Source organism: Nocardiopsis baichengensis YIM 90130, assembly GCF_000341205.1.
Taxonomy (GTDB): Bacteria; Actinomycetota; Actinomycetes; order Streptosporangiales; family Streptosporangiaceae; genus Nocardiopsis_A; species Nocardiopsis_A halophila.
In genome coordinates, this window is record NZ_ANAS01000004.1 from 65970 (window position 1) to 83727 (window position 17758).

Annotated in this window: 20 protein-coding genes; 8 read left to right on the plus strand and 12 right to left on the minus strand. The window is 75.5% G+C overall.

The genetic code is table 11. The features are described from left to right. The first annotated feature begins 14 nt into the window (after positions 1–14). From C892_RS0101450 to C892_RS0101460, 3 genes are all read left to right on the plus strand, one after another. Complete coding sequence (locus tag C892_RS0101450; RefSeq protein ID WP_017555726.1) at positions 15–482, plus strand: MarR family winged helix-turn-helix transcriptional regulator; 468 nt, start codon at positions 15–17, stop codon at positions 480–482. A 190-nt stretch (positions 483–672) separates the two neighbouring features. Beyond that, positions 673–1173: a MarR family winged helix-turn-helix transcriptional regulator gene (locus C892_RS0101455; protein ID WP_017555727.1), complete on the plus strand. Its 501-nt coding sequence runs from the start codon at positions 673–675 to the stop codon at positions 1171–1173. Then, a complete protein-coding gene (locus C892_RS0101460) occupies positions 1170–1592 on the plus strand; it encodes an organic hydroperoxide resistance protein (protein WP_017555728.1) in 423 nt (140 codons plus the stop codon). The genes C892_RS0101455 and C892_RS0101460 overlap by 4 nt, the downstream gene beginning before the upstream one ends. A gap of 73 nt (positions 1593–1665) precedes the next feature. Here the strand turns inward: C892_RS0101460 and C892_RS0101465 are convergent, their stop codons facing one another. Further along, positions 1666–2610, minus strand: coding sequence for a DMT family transporter (locus C892_RS0101465; RefSeq protein ID WP_239647222.1), 945 nt, complete (start codon positions 2608–2610; stop codon positions 1666–1668). A gap of 149 nt (positions 2611–2759) precedes the next feature. Here C892_RS0101465 and C892_RS0101470 point away from each other — a divergent pair, with 149 nt between their 5' ends. Beyond that, on the plus strand, positions 2760–3392 hold the full coding sequence (locus tag C892_RS0101470; protein WP_017555730.1) for a Uma2 family endonuclease: 633 nt from the start codon (positions 2760–2762) through the stop codon (positions 3390–3392). Positions 3393–3464: 72 nt separating this feature from the next. Here the strand turns inward: C892_RS0101470 and C892_RS0101475 are convergent, their stop codons facing one another. The 4 genes from C892_RS0101475 to C892_RS0101490 form a co-directional block, all read right to left on the minus strand. Beyond that, the gene (locus C892_RS0101475; RefSeq protein WP_017555731.1) at positions 3465–4511 is read right to left on the minus strand and encodes a hemolysin family protein; all 1047 of its coding nucleotides are present in this window, start codon (positions 4509–4511) and stop codon (positions 3465–3467) included. After that, positions 4508–5902, minus strand: coding sequence for a hemolysin family protein (locus tag C892_RS0101480; protein WP_017555732.1), 1395 nt, complete (start codon positions 5900–5902; stop codon positions 4508–4510). The genes C892_RS0101475 and C892_RS0101480 overlap by 4 nt, the downstream gene beginning before the upstream one ends. A gap of 288 nt (positions 5903–6190) precedes the next feature. Continuing rightward, on the minus strand, positions 6191–6745 hold the full coding sequence (locus tag C892_RS0101485) for a TrmH family RNA methyltransferase (RefSeq protein WP_017537528.1): 555 nt from the start codon (positions 6743–6745) through the stop codon (positions 6191–6193). 88 nt (positions 6746–6833) lie between these two features. Beyond that, a complete protein-coding gene (locus C892_RS0101490) occupies positions 6834–7466 on the minus strand; it encodes a class I SAM-dependent methyltransferase (protein WP_017555733.1) in 633 nt (210 codons plus the stop codon). Between the two features lie 150 nt (positions 7467–7616). Between C892_RS0101490 and C892_RS0101495 the strand changes: the two genes are divergently transcribed. The 3 genes from C892_RS0101495 (at position 7617) to C892_RS28340 (ending at position 10274) form a co-directional block, all read left to right on the plus strand. Then, entirely contained in the window at positions 7617–8372 is a 756-nt protein-coding gene (locus C892_RS0101495) for an SDR family oxidoreductase (RefSeq protein WP_017537530.1), read from the plus strand. A gap of 287 nt (positions 8373–8659) precedes the next feature. After that, positions 8660–8935 (plus strand): DUF1876 domain-containing protein, encoded by a 276-nt coding sequence (locus C892_RS0101500; RefSeq protein ID WP_026124070.1) that lies wholly within the window; start codon positions 8660–8662, stop codon positions 8933–8935. Between the two features lie 85 nt (positions 8936–9020). Further along, positions 9021–10274, plus strand: coding sequence for an amino acid permease (locus tag C892_RS28340; RefSeq protein ID WP_017555734.1), 1254 nt, complete (start codon positions 9021–9023; stop codon positions 10272–10274). 28 nt (positions 10275–10302) lie between these two features. On the opposite strand, the gene C892_RS0101515 is transcribed toward C892_RS28340, so the two are convergent. From C892_RS0101515 to C892_RS0101550, 7 genes are all read right to left on the minus strand, one after another. Beyond that, the gene (locus C892_RS0101515) at positions 10303–10683 is read right to left on the minus strand and encodes a hypothetical protein (RefSeq protein ID WP_017555735.1); all 381 of its coding nucleotides are present in this window, start codon (positions 10681–10683) and stop codon (positions 10303–10305) included. Continuing rightward, the gene (locus tag C892_RS28345; protein ID WP_017555736.1) at positions 10680–11270 is read right to left on the minus strand and encodes an MmyB family transcriptional regulator; all 591 of its coding nucleotides are present in this window, start codon (positions 11268–11270) and stop codon (positions 10680–10682) included. The genes C892_RS0101515 and C892_RS28345 overlap by 4 nt, the downstream gene beginning before the upstream one ends. Positions 11271–11913: 643 nt before the next feature. Next, a complete protein-coding gene (locus C892_RS0101530) occupies positions 11914–12714 on the minus strand; it encodes an NUDIX hydrolase (RefSeq protein ID WP_017555738.1) in 801 nt (266 codons plus the stop codon). Next, the gene (locus C892_RS0101535) at positions 12711–13430 is read right to left on the minus strand and encodes an HAD family hydrolase (RefSeq protein WP_017555739.1); all 720 of its coding nucleotides are present in this window, start codon (positions 13428–13430) and stop codon (positions 12711–12713) included. The genes C892_RS0101530 and C892_RS0101535 overlap by 4 nt, the downstream gene beginning before the upstream one ends. Before the next feature lie 153 nt (positions 13431–13583). Beyond that, positions 13584–14510: a VWA domain-containing protein gene (locus C892_RS0101540; RefSeq protein ID WP_040685225.1), complete on the minus strand. Its 927-nt coding sequence runs from the start codon at positions 14508–14510 to the stop codon at positions 13584–13586. A gap of 63 nt (positions 14511–14573) precedes the next feature. Next, on the minus strand, positions 14574–15563 hold the full coding sequence (locus C892_RS0101545; RefSeq protein WP_017537541.1) for a DUF58 domain-containing protein: 990 nt from the start codon (positions 15561–15563) through the stop codon (positions 14574–14576). 3 nt (positions 15564–15566) lie between these two features. After that, the gene (locus tag C892_RS0101550; RefSeq protein WP_017555741.1) at positions 15567–16661 is read right to left on the minus strand and encodes an AAA family ATPase; all 1095 of its coding nucleotides are present in this window, start codon (positions 16659–16661) and stop codon (positions 15567–15569) included. A 248-nt stretch (positions 16662–16909) separates the two neighbouring features. Here C892_RS0101550 and C892_RS0101555 point away from each other — a divergent pair, with 248 nt between their 5' ends. Then, positions 16910–17683 carry a hypothetical protein gene (locus C892_RS0101555; RefSeq protein WP_239647223.1) on the plus strand — a complete coding sequence of 258 codons (774 nt, stop codon included), beginning with the start codon at positions 16910–16912 and terminating at the stop codon, positions 17681–17683. The last annotated feature ends 75 nt before the right edge of the window (positions 17684–17758 follow it).

The window sequence follows — 17758 nt, forward strand, 5'->3', positions numbered from 1 at the left end:
GGAAGGGGGAACGCGTGGCTGCGGACAGGACCGCCGAACAGGCCTGGGAGGCGCTGGCACGGGCGCACGTGGCGCTGATGCGCCGCTTCCGGGCCGACTTCCGGGGCGCCGGGGTCGGCATGCGCGAGTACGACGTGCTGTTGACGCTGGCCCGCTGCCCCTATGGGGGAGCGCGGCTGTGCGAGCTGAACGAGCGCGTGCTGCTGGACCAGTCCTCCATCAGCCGCCTGGTGGACCGCATGGCGGGGGAGGGGCTGGTCGAGCGCGGCCCCGACCCGCAGGACCGGCGGGGTACGCGCGTGCGGCTGGCCGGCAAGGGGCGGGAGGTCCTGCGCCGGATGGGGCCCCGGCACGCCGCCGCGATCAGGGAGTCGCTGGGCGGTGCGCTGAGCGAGGAGGAGCTGGTCACGCTCCGGGACCTGGCCGAGAAGCTGCTGCGCGCCCAAGGCGCGGAAGGGCCGGGTGGGCGGGCCGACGGCTGAGGGAGGGTGGCGTCCGGTCTGCTGGGGGACGAGCCTCTGATCTACGGCGTACAGGTCGAAATCGCCGGACATCTCCACCACCGGTCGGGGGTCCGCCCCGGCGATCGCCGGACATTTCCATCGCCCACAACTTGATTGCGCACAACTGAATCGGTAGATTCGCATCCGAACGAGGAGGACGGTCCCGACCATGCCCGACGACCAGCCGCGCGACCCGCTCTCGCTGGACGCCCAGCTCTGCTTCGCCGTGTACGCGGCGTCGCGGGCCATCACCGGCCTGTACCGGGACCTGCTGGCCGAGCTCGGCCTGACCTACCCCCAGTACCTGGTGATGCTGGTGCTGTGGGAGCGCGGTCCGGTCCCGGTCAAGGAGCTGGGCGCCGCCCTGCGCCTGGACTCGGGCACCCTCTCGCCGCTGCTGCGCCGCCTGGAGGCGGCCGGCCTGGTGAGCAGGGAGCGCTCGGGCTCCGACGAGCGCGTGGTGCACGCCGCCCTCACCGGGCGGGGGAGCGCCATGCGGGAACGGGCCGAGCGCATCCCCGAACGGGTGCTGTGCGCCACCGGGCTGGACACGGCGGACGCCCGGGCCCTGCACGCGCTGCTGGACCGGGTCACCTCCTCGCTCAGCGCGGACGCGCCGCCCGAGGGCGCCTCCGCGTGCCAACCGCCACCACAGGAGGATCGAGCATGAACGTGCTGTACACCGCCAAGGCCAGCGTCAGCGGCGAAGGCCGCAAGGGCCGCGGGAGCACCGACGACGGGCGCGTGGACGTCGAGCTGAGCGTGCCCAAGGGCCTGGGCGGCGACGACGGCCCGGGCACCAACCCCGAGCAGCTGTTCGCGGTGGGCTACGCCGCCTGCTTCCACGGCGCGCTGAAGAAGGTCGCCCGCGAGGCCAAGGTCGACGTGGACGGCTCCACGATCGCCTCCGAGGTGTCCATCGGCAGCGGTGACGACGGCTTCGGCCTGGCCGTGGAGCTCAAGGTCACCATCCCGGGCCAGGCCCAGGCCGAGGCCCAGAAGCTGGTCGACGCCGCCCACCAGGTGTGCCCCTACTCCAAGGCCACCCGCGGCAACATCGACGTGACGGTCACCGCCGTCGGCGCCTGAGCCTGAGGCGCGGCGACGACCGGGGCCGGGGCGCCGTCGGCGCCCCGGCCCTTCGCCTGCCCTCACCGCGGGGTCAGGGCGAGGACACGCGTGCGGGCTCGGGGGCGGGCTCGGGGGCGCGGACCCCGGTCGGCGCGGCCGATCCGCGCGCCAGGGCCATGGCGGTGACCGCGGCCAGCACCACGGCCCCGCCCAGCCACTGGGACCAGGTCGGCTCGGCGCCCAGCAGCGCCACCCCGACCACGGCGGAGACCAGGGGGAAGGACAGCTCGGCCAGGGTGGCGCGGCTGGCGGCGGTGCGCCCCAGCCCCCAGTAGTACAGCGACAGCGCCGCCAGGCCGGGGATCAGCGCCAGGGCCAGCAGCAGCGGCGCCTGGGCGGCGCCGACGGCCGGGGAGGAGCCGGTGGCGGCGCAGATGCCCAGGGCCACGGGCAGGGCGATGGTGAAGCGGACCGTGGTCACGTGCACCGGGTCCATCGACGCGCCGGCCAGGCGGCCCAGGACGGTGCCGCAGGCCCACAGCACCGCCGCCCCCAGGGCCAGCGCGGCGCCCTTGGCGCTGGTGACCGAGACCGCCAGGGGGTCGGGGAAGGCCAGCAGCCAGGCTCCGGCCAGGGCGGGGACGGCGTAGAGGGCGAAGCGGGGGCGCAGGCGCTCGCCGAGCAGCACCACCGCCAGGACGATGGCGAACAGCGGCTGCATCTTCTGCAGCACCTGCGGGGTGACGGGGTCGCCTGCGGTGAAGGCCAGCGTGAACAGGGTGGTGGCGCCGGCGGAGGAGCCGCCGCCGACCACGGCCATGGCCAGCACGGTGCGCCGCCCGGCGGCGGCCAGGGCGCGGAAGGCCGGCACGGTCCAGGGGGTCAGGCACAGCGCGATGATCGCGTGCTCGTAGAGGACGATGGTGGGGGCGGGCAGTACGGCCGAGAGCGGCTCGCGCATCAGCGCCGAGCTGCCCCACAGTCCGGCGGCGATGGCCACCGCCCACATCCGGTCCCCGTGCCGTGCCGAAATCACGTCCGGTTCCTCCCTTGTCGTCGGAAATCCGGGGGAATCATCGCACCGGCGGGGCGGTGGCCGTGCGGGAAGGGCGGCGGATCCGGGAAAGACGCCATGCGATCGTACGCGCGTGCGAATACTGGTCTCCATGCACGAGAGGAGGCAGTATGACCGTCATGAGCACTCAGGGGACGGGGACCGGTCGGCTCACCGTGGACGACCTCGCCAGGATGCCGGACGACGGCGGCAAGTACGAGCTGGCCGACGGGAGGCTTGAGGTGACCCCCGCCCCCGTCTTCGACCACACGCGTGTCGAAGGGCGCCTGCAGACGTACCTGGGGAATCTCGCCCCTGACGGGTTCGAGGTCCTTCCCGACCCGGGGATGAACCTCCACGGCGACCCGAGCCGCCACCGCCGCCCCGATCTCGCGGTGATCCGGGAGGGGGAGGAGGCACGGCCCTACCTCACCCGTCCGCCGCTGCTGGTGGTGGAGGTCCTCTCCCCCGAGAGCACCATCCGCGACACCCACCGCAAGCGGTCCGAGTACGCCGGGTTCGGCATCGAGTCGTACTGGATCATCGCGCCCTCGGTCGAGAAGACCGCCGTCTTCGAGCTGCGCCTGGACGGCGGCGCCTACCGGGACGTCCAGGAAGCCCTCGACACCGACGTGTTCGCGACCGAGGCGCCCTTCCCCCTGCGCCTCGTCCCGCGCTGGCTCACCGCCGACGGCCCCTGGCGGCACCGCATCGCGGGACAGGAGACGGGGCGGGAGGCACCGGAGGACTCCGAGGACGGCTGACCCCCCGCACACGACGAAGCGCGGCCGGGGCGATGGGCCCCGGCCGCGCTCATGCTCTGCCCCGTGCCCCGGTCAGGCGCGCGGCTCCAGGAGCAGCAGCCGGTCCAGCATGTCCTGCATCGTCACCAGGCCCATCAGCCGCGGGCGCGAGCGCCGGGCCTCGGCCGTCCCCGGCTCGGTGCCCTCGACCAGCACCAGGTGGCTGCGGGTCTCGCGCATGATGCCCAGCGCCGCGTAGATCGGCGTGGTCTCCGCCAGTGTGGGCACCGGCCGCATCAGGTCGGCCGCGGTGGTGCCCGAGGGGCTGGTCAGCGCGTCGCGCACGTGCACCACGCCCAGCGGGCGCTCGCCCTCCAGCACCACCAGGCGCAGGTGGCCCGACTCCCGGGAGACCCGCTTGACCTCCTCCAGGTCGGCGTGCGGGCCGACCGCGGCCATCTGGGCCAGCGGGGTCATCACCTCGCGCAGCGGGCGGGAGTTGACCTCCAGGGCGGTGGCCAGCTGCTCGCGGCGCTCCTCGTCCAGGGCCCCGGCCTTGGCCGAGTGGTCCACCAGCTCCCGCAGGTCGTCGGGGCCGTGCCCGGCGGCGACCTCGTCCACCGCCGAGACCCCCACCCAGTGCAGGCACTTATTGGCCATGCCGTTGAGCACCACCAGCGCCGGGCGGGTCACCCACATGAACGCCCGCATCGGGACCGCCAGCAGCGTGGCCGACTTCTCCGGGTGCGAGATCGCCCAGGACTTGGGCGCCATCTCGCCCACGACCAGGTGCAGGAAGGTGACCACGACCAGGGAGAGCACGTAGGCCAGCGCGTAGGACACCGCGTCCGGCATCCACCCGTGGAACAGCGGCTCCATCAGGTGCTTGACGGCCGGCTTGGAGATGGCGCCCAGCGCCAGCGTGCACAGGGTGATGCCCAGCTGGGACCCGGCCAGCAGCAGGGACAGGTCCCGGGCGCTGCGCAGCGCCGCACGCGCCGACAGGCTCTTCTCGGCGGCCTCCTCCAGCCGGTAGCGGCGCGCCGCGACCAGGGCGAACTCGATGGCCACGAAGAAGGCGCTCAACGCGATGATGACCACCGTCAGCGCCAGGGCCAGCATCGGGTTCATGTCGCTCATGCGCGCACCTCCCGGCGGCTCTCGTCGTCCTCGGGGCCGGGCGCGTCCTCCACCAGCTCCAGGCGGACCGTCTCGGGCACGTGGCGGTCCACGCCCTCCACGGTCAGCAGGACCGAGCGCTCGGGCTCGCCGTCCTCGGCGCCGGGGTGGCGGGGGAGCTCGACGGTGACCGCGTCGCCGTTCTCGGGCAGGCGCCGCAGCCGGGCGATGACCAGCCCGCCGATGGTCTCGTAGTCGCCGTCGGGCAGGTCGTGGCCGAGCAGGCGCTCGACCTCGTCCACGTGCTCGGTGCCGGGCAGCAGCCAGCTGCCGTCGTCGCCGACCCGGGCCGCCCCGTCGTCCTCGGGGTCGTGCTCGTCGGCGATCTCGCCGACCAGCTCCTCGGCCAGGTCCTCGGTGGTGACGACCCCGGCCAGGCCGCCGTACTCGTCGACCACGCAGGCGAACTCCTCGCCCGCGTCGCGCAGCCGGTCGAGCACGTCGGGCAGCGGGAGCGAGGCCGGGACCAGCACCGCCGGCCGCTGGACGTCCTTGACCAGGACGGTGTCCAGGTCGGTCCCGCCCAGGGCGAGCACGTCGCGCAGGCACACCACGCCGGTGACGTCGTCGACGTCGCCGCCCATCACCGGGAAGCGGGAGTGGCCCATGGCCATGAGCTCCACCACCCGGCTGACCGGGTCCTCGGCCTGCACGGTGCTCACGTGCGGGCGGGGGATCATGGCGTGCTCGGCGGTGCGGTCGTGGAAGTCCAGCGTGCGGTCCAGCAGGGTGGACAGCTCGGCGGTCAGGTCGCCGCTCTCGCGGGACTCCTCGACGATCCGCTCCAGGTCGGCCGGGGTGGCCGCGTGCTGGACGTCCTCGACCGGCTCGATGCGCACCGCCTTGAGCAGCAGCACCGCCGCCTGGTCGAACAGGCGGATGATCCACCCGAACAGGCGCAGGTAGATCCCGGTCGACAGGGCCAGCCAGCGGGCCACGGGCTCGGGCTTGGCGATCGCCAGGTTCTTGGGGAACAGCTCGCCGAAGACCATCTGCACCACGGTGGAGAACAGCAGCGCCACCGCGGTGCCCACCGCCAGGCCGGTGCCGGCCGGTACCCCGGCCAGTCCCAGCAGGTCGCCCAGGCCGGTGCCGAGCATGGGCTCGGCGACCGCGCCGACGAGCAGGCCGGTGACGGTGATGCCCAGCTGTGCGCCGGAGAGCATGAAGGAGGTGCGGCCGGTGATGCCCAGCGCCCTCTTCGCCCCGGCGTCGCCCTGGGCCGCGCGGGCCTTCAGGCGGGAGCGGTCCACGGCCATGTAGCCGAACTCTTGGGCGACGAAGTAGCCCGTCGCCAGGGTGATCAGCATGATCACCAGCGCTCCGAGGAAGATGTTCAGCAGAATGCTCACCGCTCACGCTCCATGAGCGCGAGCCCGCCGACGGGGGCGCGGCGCGCCGCCTCGGAGCTCTCACTCCCGGCGCGTGCGCCCGATGGTGATGGCGGTTCCTCGGATTCGGGGGTGCAGCGCCCTCTCGAGGTCAGGGCGCTGCCGGTACTTCGGGACGGGTCCACGAGTCCTCTCTCTGAAACGGGGCCGGTGTACGTACGAGGATACGAACAGGGAGTGGGAGAAATTCCCAGGAGGGGGAGGTTGAATCAGGGCCGGGCCGTCGGATTCGCGGCGTCCCCGCGGGCGTCAGTCCCGGGGCGCGGCGGCGTGCCCGGGCGCGGCCCATTCGCGGCGCCGGGCCTCGGCCAGGGCGATGGAGGCGGCCACCGCGACGTTGAGCGATCCGACCCGTCCCACCTGGGGAATGTAGGCGGTGGCGTCGGCGGCGGCCAGCAGGGCGGGGGAGCAGCCGTGGTCCTCGGCGCCCAGGGCGATGCACACGTCGCCCTCCAGAGGCGCCTCGTGCAGCGGCAGGGCGTCCTGGGCCAGCTCCAGGGCGACCACGCGGAACCCGGCCCCGCGGGCGGCGCGCACGGCGTCGGCGCCGGTGCGGGACCGCTCCAGGCGCATCTTCTGGTCCGATCCCAGGGCGGTCTTGCCGACCTGGGGGTGGGAGACGTCGGCGGTGTTGCCGGCCAGCCAGGCGGCCTCCACGCCGAACACGGCGGCGGTGCGCAGGATGGAGCCCAGGTTGAAGGGCTGGGTGATGGACTCGGCGATGAAGGCCAGGCGGCCCTCGGTGCTCCGGCGCCACTGGCGGTTGAGGCGCTTGACGTCGGTGGGGCGCAGCTGCGTGCTCACCTGTGCTCGGGTTTCCTCGTCGAATGGTCGTGCGGGACCGGCGCGGCCGGTCGCCGCCCTGGTGGGCGGTAGGCGCAAGGATAGCGCCTCAGGGGCGGTCCGCCCGCAGGACCCGGTAGCCGGCGCGGGAGGCGGCGCGCTCGGTGGGCCATCCCTGCTCGTTCAGCCAGCGGTGCAGGGAGTCGGCGCCCAGGTTGCGCTGGACGACCAGGTGGGCCGAGGCGCCGGGGGACAGGCGGGCCAGCCAGGTGGTCAGCAGGGCGTGCAGGGCGGTCTTGCCGATGCGGATCGGCGGGTTGGACCACAGGGCGTCGAAGGGGCCCTGTTCGGATCCGGCGGCGGGGGCGCCGGGGTCCGCGGCGGAGCCGTCGGCGTCGGTCCGCAGGAAGGCGGCGTTGTCCAGGCCGGCGGTGCGGGCGTTGTGCGCGGCCAGGTCCACGGCGCGGCCGTTGACGTCCACCCCCAGCACCTGTGCGCCGGGGGCGCGGGAGGCCAGGGCCAGCGCCACCGGGCCGTAGCCGCAGCCCAGGTCCAGCAGGCGGCCGGAGGCGGGCGGGGCGGGGACCGATTCCAGGAGCACCCGGGTGCCCAGGTCGACCTTGCCGGGGGAGAAGACCCCGCTGTCGGTGTCCAGCCGCAGGTGCACGTCGGGCAGGACCAGGTCGACGCTCCCGGGGCGGTGGGCCGCGCCCGGAGCAGGGGCGAAGTAGTGCTCTGACACGCGACGACGCTACCAGCAGGGCGGGTGCGGGCCCGCCGGGCGGCGCGGCGGCGGGGGAGGCGCGCCTCACAAACCGAGCGGTCGGTACCGTGGGGTCGGCCGGGCCGAGTCCGCGGCCCCGCCCGCCGAGATCCGTCGAAAGGACCCCACGTGCAGCGCTTCACCGGCAAGACCGCCGTCATCACCGGCGCCAGCCGCGGCATCGGCCTGGCCGCCGCCCGGCGCATCGTCGACGAGGGCGGCCGGGTGGTGATCACCGCCCGCAACCCCGAGCCCCTGGAGAAGGCGGTGGCCGAGCTCGGCGGCCCCGGCCACGCCCTGGGCGTGCCCGGCAAGGCCCACGACGCCGAGCACCGCGAGCAGGCGGTGGCCCGCGCCCTGGAGGCCTTCGGGTCGCTGGACGTGCTGGTCAACAACACCGGCATCAACCCGGTCTTCGACGCCCTGGTCAACGTCGAGCCCGCGACCATGGCCAAGATCTTCGAGGTCAACGTCACCGCCGCCGCCTCCTGGACCGCCGCGGCGCACGCGGCCTGGATGAAGGAGCACGGCGGCGCGGTGGTCAACGTCGCCTCCCTGGCCGGCCAGCACCCCTCGCCCGGCATCGCCGCCTACGGTGCCAGCAAGGCCGCGCTGATCAACCTGACCCGCCAGTTCGCCTACGAGCTGGCCCCGTCGGTGCGCGTCAACGCGGTCGCCCCGGCCGTGGTCAAGACCGACTTCGCCCAGGCCCTGTTCGCCGAGAACGAGGACGAGGTCGCCAAGGGCTACCCGCTGGGCCGGCTCGGGGTGCCCGCCGACGTGGGCGCCGCCATCGCCTACCTGGCCTCCGAGGACGCGGCGTGGGTGACCGGCCAGACCCTCACCCTGGACGGCGGCCGCACCCTGGGGGCAGGGGTGGAGTGAGTCACCCTCCGGCGCGGCCCCGGCTCCCGCGGCCGCGCCGGAGCCCCGGTGCGCGGCGGGTGTGCGGCACGTGTGCGGCCGTATGCGCAGGTCGCCCCCGCCGGCCCGCTCCTCGGCCGGGCATTGCAATACCGCGCCCGGCCAAGGAAGATGGGGTTAATCGGACATCTCGCAGCCGGGAAGGCCCGCTGTGGGGGGCGGAGGGGGCTCCGCCCCGGTGCCGACGCCCTGATCCAGGGCACCCGCGAGGACGGGGACACAGCGAAGGACACTGGGGGGTGGCCTTCATGCACACCATGAAGCGCTGGAACATCGAGATCATGCTCTCCGAGGAGAGCGAGGGGGAGCAGGCCCGCACGTGGGCCGACGCCGGACTGCACGCCGAGGACGGCACCGACCTGCACGGGCGGGGGATGGCGCGCAAGCACCCGTTCGACTCCGACGCCCCTGAGATCGGCGAGGAGCTGGCCGTCTCGCGCGCGCTGGCCGACCTGGCCCGCCAGCTCCGGCAGGTGGCGGCCGAGGACATCTCCGACAACACCGGCGCCCCCTGGCGCCCGTGAGCCTCGCCCTGCGGCCGGATGTGGACGCGCTCCGTGGCCGGTTTCTCGACCGCTCCGTGATCCTTCTGATGCAGACTCTGCGCTCATGACCACCTCAACGGGCACGCAGGGCGCTCCGACGGCGCTCACCGGCGCGGCGGCACTGGCCGGCGCCGGTGTCTTCGCCGTGCTCGCGCCCGCCGCCGACGAGGCCGGGACTTGGCTCACGGCGGCGGTCCCCCTGGCCGCCGCCGTGGCCCTGTGCACCGCGGTGTCGACCGCCCGGCTGGCCGCCGCCCACCCGGGCCCAGGCGGCGCGCGCGTCTACGCGCGCGAGCGCCTGGGCGACCCCTGGGGGGCGATCGCGGCCTGGGCCTGGGCCGTGGGCGCCACGGCCGCGGCGGCCGCCATGGCGCTCGCCCTGGCCGACAACCTGGCGCCGGTGGGGGGCCGCCCCGCCGCGCTGGCCGCCCTGGCGGTGGCCGCCGCCCTGTCGTGGGCGGCGGGGCCGGTCCGCCGCGGGGCCGGCCTGCTGGCCGCGGCGGCCCTGGTGACGGGCGTGCTGGCCACGGCCGCCCTGGTCGCCGCCGCCTGGACCTCGGGCGCGGCCGCCCCCGAGCGGCTGGAGCTCGACGGGGCCTGGCCCGGCTCCTTCGGCGCCCTGGGCGCGGCCGGCACCCTCTTCCTCGTCTTTGCCGGTGCCGTGCGCACCGCCGAGGCCGCCCCGCGCCCCCGGCGCGGGGCCGTGCCGATCCTGCCCGCCTTCGCCCTGGCCGCGGTCGGCCTGCTGTACCTGACCGTCGGCGCCTGGGCGGTGGCGGTCCTGGGGCCCTACCGGGCGTCGGCGGGCTCGCCGGTGGCGGCCGCTGTCGCGGCCGCCGACGGCCCCGGCCCGGGGGCGCCCGCGGTGGCCGCCGCCGCGGTGGTGGCCTGCCTGGCCGCGGGCGCGGTCCTGATCTCCTCGGCCGCGCGCACGGTCGGGGTGCTGGCCGGACAGGGGGACCTGCCCGAGGCGCTGCGGGGGCGCACCCGCGCGTGGGCGGCCACGGCCCTGGCCGCGGCGGCCGCGGTGGCGGTGCTGGAGCCCTCGACGGCGGTGGGCGTCGCCGCCTTCGCCCTGCTCGCCTACCACCTGCTGGCCAACGCCTCGGCCCTGCGGCTGGGCCCCGACGAGGACCGCCCGCCCCTGCTGGTCGCGCTGGGCGGCCTGGCCGGGTGCGTGGTGCTGGGGCTGAGCCTGCCGCTGCCGACGGTGGTCATGGCCCTGGCGGCCCTCGGCTCGGCCGCGGCGGCCTGGCTGGCCCGCCGCCTCCTGCACGGCGGAGCCGGCGAGCGCGGCGAGCACCAGCCGGCCGAGTGAGCCCGAGGGGAGGGGGCGGCCCCTCCGCTCAGCCCTGGACGCGGGCCAGGGCCCACAGCACCGCGAACGGAACGGGGACCAGCGCGGCCGAGGCCGCCCAGAGCCGCCGCCGCGGGGAGCCGCGGCGGCGCGGTGCGGCCACGTCCGTGGCGAACACCATGAGTGCGACCACCAGGGCGCTCACCGCACCGAAGAACATCACGACACCGGCGTGGTCGAGGGTGTGCAGATTGCACTCGGTCACCTCGCGCTCGTAGAGGTCGGAGACGTCCCGGCAGTCCATCGGCAGGTATCGGGTCCACAGCCACCAGCCGCACAGCAGGGGCACGATCGCAGGGATCCCCAGCAGGAGGTTCACCCCGACCGGGACCGCCGCTGCGAGCACGCTCCGGACCGGTGCGGGCGTCATCGGCCCGCCTCCTCCCGGAGGCCCTGGCCGGCCGCCTGGTCGGCCAGGAGGCGCAGGCAGTTGCGGTGCAGGTCGCGGGTGAGCGGGTCCAGGAAGAACATCCGCGGCACCGACGGGCGGCGCTCGGGGTCGCCAGGGGCGCCGAAGTCCGCGTGCTCGGCCGTCAGCGCGTGCCCGGCGCGGTTCCAGGCCAGCACCTCGCCGCGCCGTCCCAGGACCACGGCCGGGGCGGAGTCGCCCAGCGACTCCAGCAGTGCCAGCACCCGGCGGTGGGGCCGCTCGGGGGCGGGGCGCGTCAGCCCCGGCGCGGACGGGCGGGCGGCCAGGTTGTCCAGGTGCGCCCGCTCGGCGGCCTCCAGGCCCAGGACCCGGGCCAGCGCGTCCAGCACCTGCCGGGAGGCGGTCCCGGCCTGGTCCTGTTCCAGGCGGGTGTAGTAGCCGGCGCTGACCCCGGCGAGCTGGGCGAGCTCCTCACGGCGCAGGCCCGGAACGCGGCGGGTGGTGCCGTAGGTGCGCAGTCCGGCGTCGGCGGGGGTGACCCGGTCCCGGCGGGACTTGAGGAACAGGCCCAGGGTCTCTTCGTCCATGGCCGCGACCCTAGCCCGCCCGTCCGCGCCCGCGGGTATCCCCGTCGGGTGTACCCACGGCGGTGGTCTGGCTCCTCCCTGCGCACCGCACCACCGTTGTCGCCATGAGCACACGACACGCACCCCCTGAAGCGAAACGATCGCCCGGCCTGAAGGCCTGGCTCGGTCTCGCGATCATCCTCGGACCGGTCCTGCTGGTCGCCATGGACAACTCCATCCTTTACCTCGCGATGCCGCGCATCACCGACGCGCTGACGCCGGCCTGCACGTGGTGGTGGTCGTGGCGGGCCTGCTCCACGCGGGGCTGGGCGTGCTCGCGCTGCGCTGGTTGCCCGCCTCCGCGCCGGCTCCGGACGAAGAGGGGAACGGCGGTTCCCCTGCCGGAGCGCTGGATGATGCGGTCGGCGCGCGCTGACCGCCAGGGGCATGGGAGGGCGGAGCGCCGCCTGCGGGGAACCGTGGGCGGCGCCCGGGCGCGTTAGAAGGGTCGTACTGTTTCGATCTCCCAGCGCTTCACAACGGCGATTGCTTGAATCTACGTTATAAAGCCGCGGATGATATGCCGCGCCACAAACACAACGACACACCACTACAGCGGCAACGACCGAATATGAGGATCCTCACACCGGCCACCGGGCCGCGTTCAGCCGTCCTGCTCGACCCGTTCGGCGCGGCTCAGCAGCGCAAGGCCCTTGCGGGCGGTGGTCGACAGGGGCAGGTGGGGCAGGTCCTCGGGCAGGAACCAGGCGCAGTCGGAGGTGGAGCCGCCCACCTCCTGTACGCGCGGCTCGCCCGGGTCCTCCACGTGGGCGTGGAAGAACACCCACACCCCGTAGACCTCGGTGTCCTGCGCCTCGGGCCCGCGCACACCGGTGCGGTGGTGGTGGACCACCCCCACCATCCGGCCCACGCCCGCGGCCTGGCCGGTCTCCTCGGCCACCTCCCGGCGCAGCGCCGCGCGCACCTGCTCGCCGTGGTCCACGCCCCCGCCGGGCAGGTGCCAGGTGCCCGCGCCGGGGAAGCCCTCGGCGATGCGCGACAGCAGCAGCCGCCCCGCGGGGTCGGTCACCAGCCCGTAGCCGCCCAGCCGGCGCAGCGCCGGCCCCGGCCGCGGCGGCTCCTCGGCCAGCAGCTCGGCCGCCGACGGCGACGGGGCGCCGCCGGGCCAGGCCGCACCGGGCTCGCGGACCGCCGCATACGGGGCGAACAGCAGCCGGTCCACGTGCATCTCCACGGGGCCCTCGGGCCCCTCCAGGCGCACCAGCTCGGCGCGCACGTCCAGGGCCTCCAGGCGCTCGTGCGCCCCCAGGCCGGCGGCGCGCCGCGCCGCCTCGGCCGGGTCCTGCCCGAACAGCAGCCGCGCACCGGCGGCGGCCCCGGCCACGTGCACGGCGGTCCGGCGCACCCGTCGCGCCTCCGGGGCACCGGAGGCGCCGGTGGTCACCGCAGCTCCGGGGCGGCGAGCAGGCCCGCCAGGTCGCCCAGCCCCGTGACCACGCGGACGTCCTGCTGGTCGCGGTGGGCGCCGCGGCGGTCCACCAGCACCGGGTGCATGCCGCCGGCGGCGGCCCCCAGCGCGTCGGCGTGCACCTGGTCGCCCACGTGCCAGCACATGTGGGGTTCCACACCCATCCGGGCGGCCGCGGTGTGGAAGATGCGCGGGTCGGGCTTGCCCGCCCCGGCCGTGTCGGCGCACACCACCGCCCGGAAGTGCCCGGTCAGGCCCATCCGGTCCAGCTTCTGGCGCTGCAGCTCCTCCACCCCGTTGGTGATGACCCCCAGGCCGATGCCGGCCTGGGCCAGCTCGGCCAGGGCCGGGGCGGCGTCGGGGAAGGCCTGCCAGGAGGCGCTGTGCGCCTCCAGGTACTGGCGGTACAGGTCGTCGCAGGCCTGGTCGGGCACCGAGGAGTGGCCGGCCTGCACCGCGAGCGCCCGCACGCGCTCGCGGCGCTGGTCCTGCAGGCCCTGCCGCCCGTCCAGGTAGGCGCCGAAGGAGATCTCGGTCTGCACGTCCCACAGGGTGCGCGCGGCGTTGAAGTCGGGGTGCCCCAGCCGGTCCATGAGGGTGCGCAGGCCCGCGTCGCTGGCCGCCCTATCGTCCAGCAGGGTGTCGTCCAGGTCGAAGAAGATCACCGCGGGCGCGGTGGCGGTATCCGGCATCGTTCCCATTCTCTTGTGACTCGGCTTCGCGCGGAAGCTCTTCGGTCAGCGGCAAACAGGGCTACGTTACCGGTCGAACTGGGACGATGCGCCACCGGCGGTCCGAATGGCGCGGTGCGGGCGCGTGTGCGGGAGCGATGCTGCCGGGCCCGCTCAGGGCAGGCGCCGGGCCCACAGGAGCGACGCCGCGGCGGCCGCGGCGCCGAGCAGCACCGCCGCCCGCACCCACCAGACCACGTTCTCCTGGTATTCGATCTCACTCCCCAGCGAGGAGCCGATGTCCTCGTAGACCCGGCTGAGCTCGGTCTCGGACTCGGCCTCGTAGAAGTAGCCGCCGGTGTCGTCGGCCAGGCGCTCCAGCGCCTCCTTGTCGATGTCGGCCTCCACCGGCTCTCCGTTGATCTCCACCAGCGCCGTGCCGCTGCCGAAGGCGATGGTGGAGACGGGGACCTCGGCCTCGCCGGCCGCTCGTGCGGCCGAGGCCACCGGCCGTCCGCTGGTGTTCTCCCCGTCCGAGAGCAGCACGACCGCCGAGGGCGGGGGGTCCTGGCCGGACTCGGAGTCGAAGGACTCGATGGACTGCAGGGAGGCGAACACCCCCTCGCCGATGGCGGTGCCCGGAGAGATCTGCAGGTTCTCGATGGAGTCGGCCACCGCCTGGTGGTCCTGGGTGGGAGAGGCCACCACCCCGGCGGTGGCCGAGAAGCTGACCAGGCCCACGTTGAACCGGTCGGGCAGCGCGTCGACGAAGCCCACCGCCGACTCCTTGGCCGCGCTGATGCGGTCGGGGTCGACGTCGTTGGCGACCATGGACGGCGACACGTCCATGGCCACCATGATGGTGGCGCGCTCGCGCGGCACCTCCACCGGCATCGCCGGGCGCCCCACGGCCACCGCCAGCGCCAGCATCATCGCCAGGAACAGCGCCGCGCCCACGTGCCGCTGCCAGCCCGGTCCGGTGGGGGCGACCCGGTCCAGCAGCGCCAGGTTGGTGAAGCGCGCGGCCTGGGCGCGGCGCCGCAGCTGGGCCCAGACATAGGCGGCGGCCAGCGCGGCGACGACCACCAGCGCCGCGGCCATCCACCCGGGGGACAGCAGGTTCACGGCATCGTCCTTTCGTCGGCCGGCTCGGTGTTCACCGGATCAGCGGGGCCGGGCCGGGGTGTGGCGGGCCAGGCGGTGGGCGGTGGTGCGCTGGGAGACCACGAACCGGGCCATGTCCACCACCCAGTCCCGGTCGGTGCGCAGCACCAGGTGCGGCACGCCGCAGCGGCGCAGCCCCGCGGCCACCGCGTCGCGCTGGGCCCGGGCGGCGGCGCGGTAGCGCTCGCGCACCCGGGGTGTGATCTTGACCTCGCGGGCCCGGCCGGTCTCGGGGTCGCTCAGCTCGGCCCAGCCCACGTCGGGCACGTCCAGCTCGCGCGGGTCGAGCACCTCGACGGCCAGGACCTGGTGGCGGGCGGTCAGCCGCCGCATGGACCGCTCCCAGGGCGGTTCGGCGCCGTCCGGCGGGGTGTCCAGGAAGTCGGAGACCACGACCCGCAGGCCACGCCGGGTCTGGGAGCGCGCCAGTTCCTCCACGGCCTCGGCCAGACGGGCCCGGCCGGCGGGCCGCGCGGGGCCGGCCGGGGCGTCGCCCCGGGGGGCGGCGGCCACGGTGGCCAGCAGGGTGGTCAGCGCCGAGCGGCCGGAGCGGGCCGGCCAGCGCCGCACCCGGCCCCGGTGCAGGAAGTAGGCGCCGAAGCGGTCGCCGACCTTCTGGGTGAGCACGGTGACCGCGGCCAGGGCGCCCACCGCCACGTCGCGCTTCTCGCAGCCGGCGGTGCCGAAGTCCATGCTGGGCGACAGGTCGAGCAGGGTCCAGGTCTCCAGTTCCCGGTCGGCGACCTGGTCGCGGACGTGGGGCACGGTGGTGCGGGCGGTCACCGCCCAGTCCATGTGCCGCACGTCGTCCTCGCCGGGCAGGTAGCGGCGGGCCTCGGCGGGCTCGCTGCCGGGGCCCTGGCGCAGGCCCAGGTGCTCGCCGTGCAGCAGGCCCTCCATCCGCCGCACGATCCGCAGGTCGAGCCGGCCCAGGGCCTCGTGGGCGCGCGGGTCCAGCAGCGGTGCCGGGCGGCGGAGCGGGGCGGCCACGGCTCAGCCCGCCGCCATCGTCGCGGAGGCCTCGCCGCCGTGCGGCTCGTCCCAGATGACCCGGGGCGGGGGCACCGCCGCCAGCACCCGGTCCACCACCTGCTCGGTGCCGACGCCGTCGGCCAGGGCGTCGAAGGTCAGCACCAGGCGGTGGGCCATGACCTCGCGGGCCAGTTGGCGCACGTCGTCGGGGAGCACGTAGTCGCGGCCGCGCAGCAGGGCCAGGGCCCGGGCCGAGGCCACCAGGCCCAGGGTGGCGCGGGGGCTGGCGCCCACCTCCAGCACCCGCCGCAGGTCGCCCACGCCGTACTGCTCGGGTTCGCGGGTGGCCATGACCAGGCGCACCACGTAGTCGGCGATGAGGCGGTGCACGTGCACCTTCTCGGCGGCCTCCTGCAGCTCGCGCAGGGTGACCGGGTCCAGGACCTGGTGGGCCTGGGGCGGGTCGGTGCTCATCCGCCGCAGGATCTCCATCTCCTCGTGCGCGCGCGGGTGGGGCACGACGACCTTCATCAGGAAGCGGTCGCGCTGGGCCTCGGGCAGGGGGTAGACGCCCTCGGACTCCACCGGGTTCTGGGTGGCGACCACGATGAAGGGGTCGGGCAGGGGGTGGGTCTGCCCGCCCAGGGAGACCTGGCGCTCGGCCATCACCTCCAGCAGCGAGGACTGCACCTTGGCCGGGGCCCGGTTGATCTCGTCGGCCAGGACGAAGTTGGCGAAGACCGGCCCCAGCTCCACGTCGAAGCGCTCGGTGGAGGGGCGGTAGATGCGGGTGCCGACGATGTCGGAGGGGACCAGGTCGGGGGTGAACTGGATGCGGGAGAAGGAGCCGCCGGCGACCTTGGCCAGGGTGGAGACCGCCAGGGTCTTGGCGATGCCCGGAACGCCCTCCAGCAGGCAGTGGCCGCGGGCGATCAGCGCCACCATGGTGCGCTCGACCATGGAGTCCTGGCCGACGATGACCGAGGAGACCTCCTGCAGGGCCGCCCGGAGCAGCCGGGTGGAGTCGGCCGGGGCCTGCTCGCCCGCGCCCTCGGGTCCGGTGCCCTCGGATCCGGAGCCGGGTGCGGCCCGGTCCGCGGTGTCGTCGTCCTGCATTCGTCCAGCCTTTCCGCCGGCGCCCCGCGGGGCGCCGGAAGCCTCGTCGCCGCCCGGCGTGTCGGGCCGCTGTCGCGCCGACCGGGCGGCCGCATAGCATTGGGCCCGCGTTCCCTGCGTCCCCTCCGGACGGCGGATGGATACCGCACGGAGAGTCGGGAATGCTCACACATCGGCGATGCTACCGCCGCGCGGGCGGGCGGGGGCGCCCCGCAGCGGCGCGGCGGGGATGCGGATCGGGGGTGCGCGTGGAGGAGGGTGCTCGGCTGCACGACGGCGACCCGCGCCAGCTGGGCGGCTTCCGCCTGCGCGCGCGCCTGTCGTCCGCGCCGGAGGGCACGGTCTACGCCGCGGTGGACGCGCACGGCGAGCCGGTGCAGGTGGCCCTGCTCAGCGAGGGCGCCGCCGGCGATGCCGAGGCCCGGGAGCGCTTCCGCGCCGCGGTGGCCGAGGGGCGCGGGGTGGGACGGGCGCCGCGGGTCCTGGCCAGCAGCACCCGCTCCTCGGCGGCGGCGTGGGTGGCGGTGGCCGGCGACGGCGGGCGGCGCGGTGCCGCGGCCTACCTGGCGCCGGTCTCGGGGGGCGCCGGGCGGGTGCGCTCGGGTGCGCCGTCGCTGCAGCCGCACTGGGCGGCGCGGGCGGCCCCGGCCTCGGCGCGGTGGTTCTGGCCGCTGCCGGGCGGCGGCGGGGCGGTGGCCTCGCCGCGCGCCAACCGGGCGGTGGTGCTGGGGATGGTGCTGCTGTTGCTGCTGGCGGTGCTGCTGGCGGTGCTGCTGTACTTCTGGCTGTCGATGCTCTCGCAGCAGGCGGGGGCGCAGGCCGAGCCCTCTCCGTCGCCGTCGCCGAGCCCGAGTTCCTCGCCCTCGCCGTCCCCCTCGCAGGAGGGGGAGGAGCGGCCCGAGGACGACGGGGAGAGCCCGGCCCCCTCGCCGTCGCAGGAGCCGGGGGAGGACCTGCCCAGCGTGCCGCTGGACGACGACGACCTGTCCACTCTTCCCCAGGAGCCCCAGAACCTGGCCTGAGGGCCCGGCCCGATCCGGGACGGGCGCCCCCGCCCGGGAGGGACCTTGGGTCCGGCCCGCCCCCGGGGCCCTTTC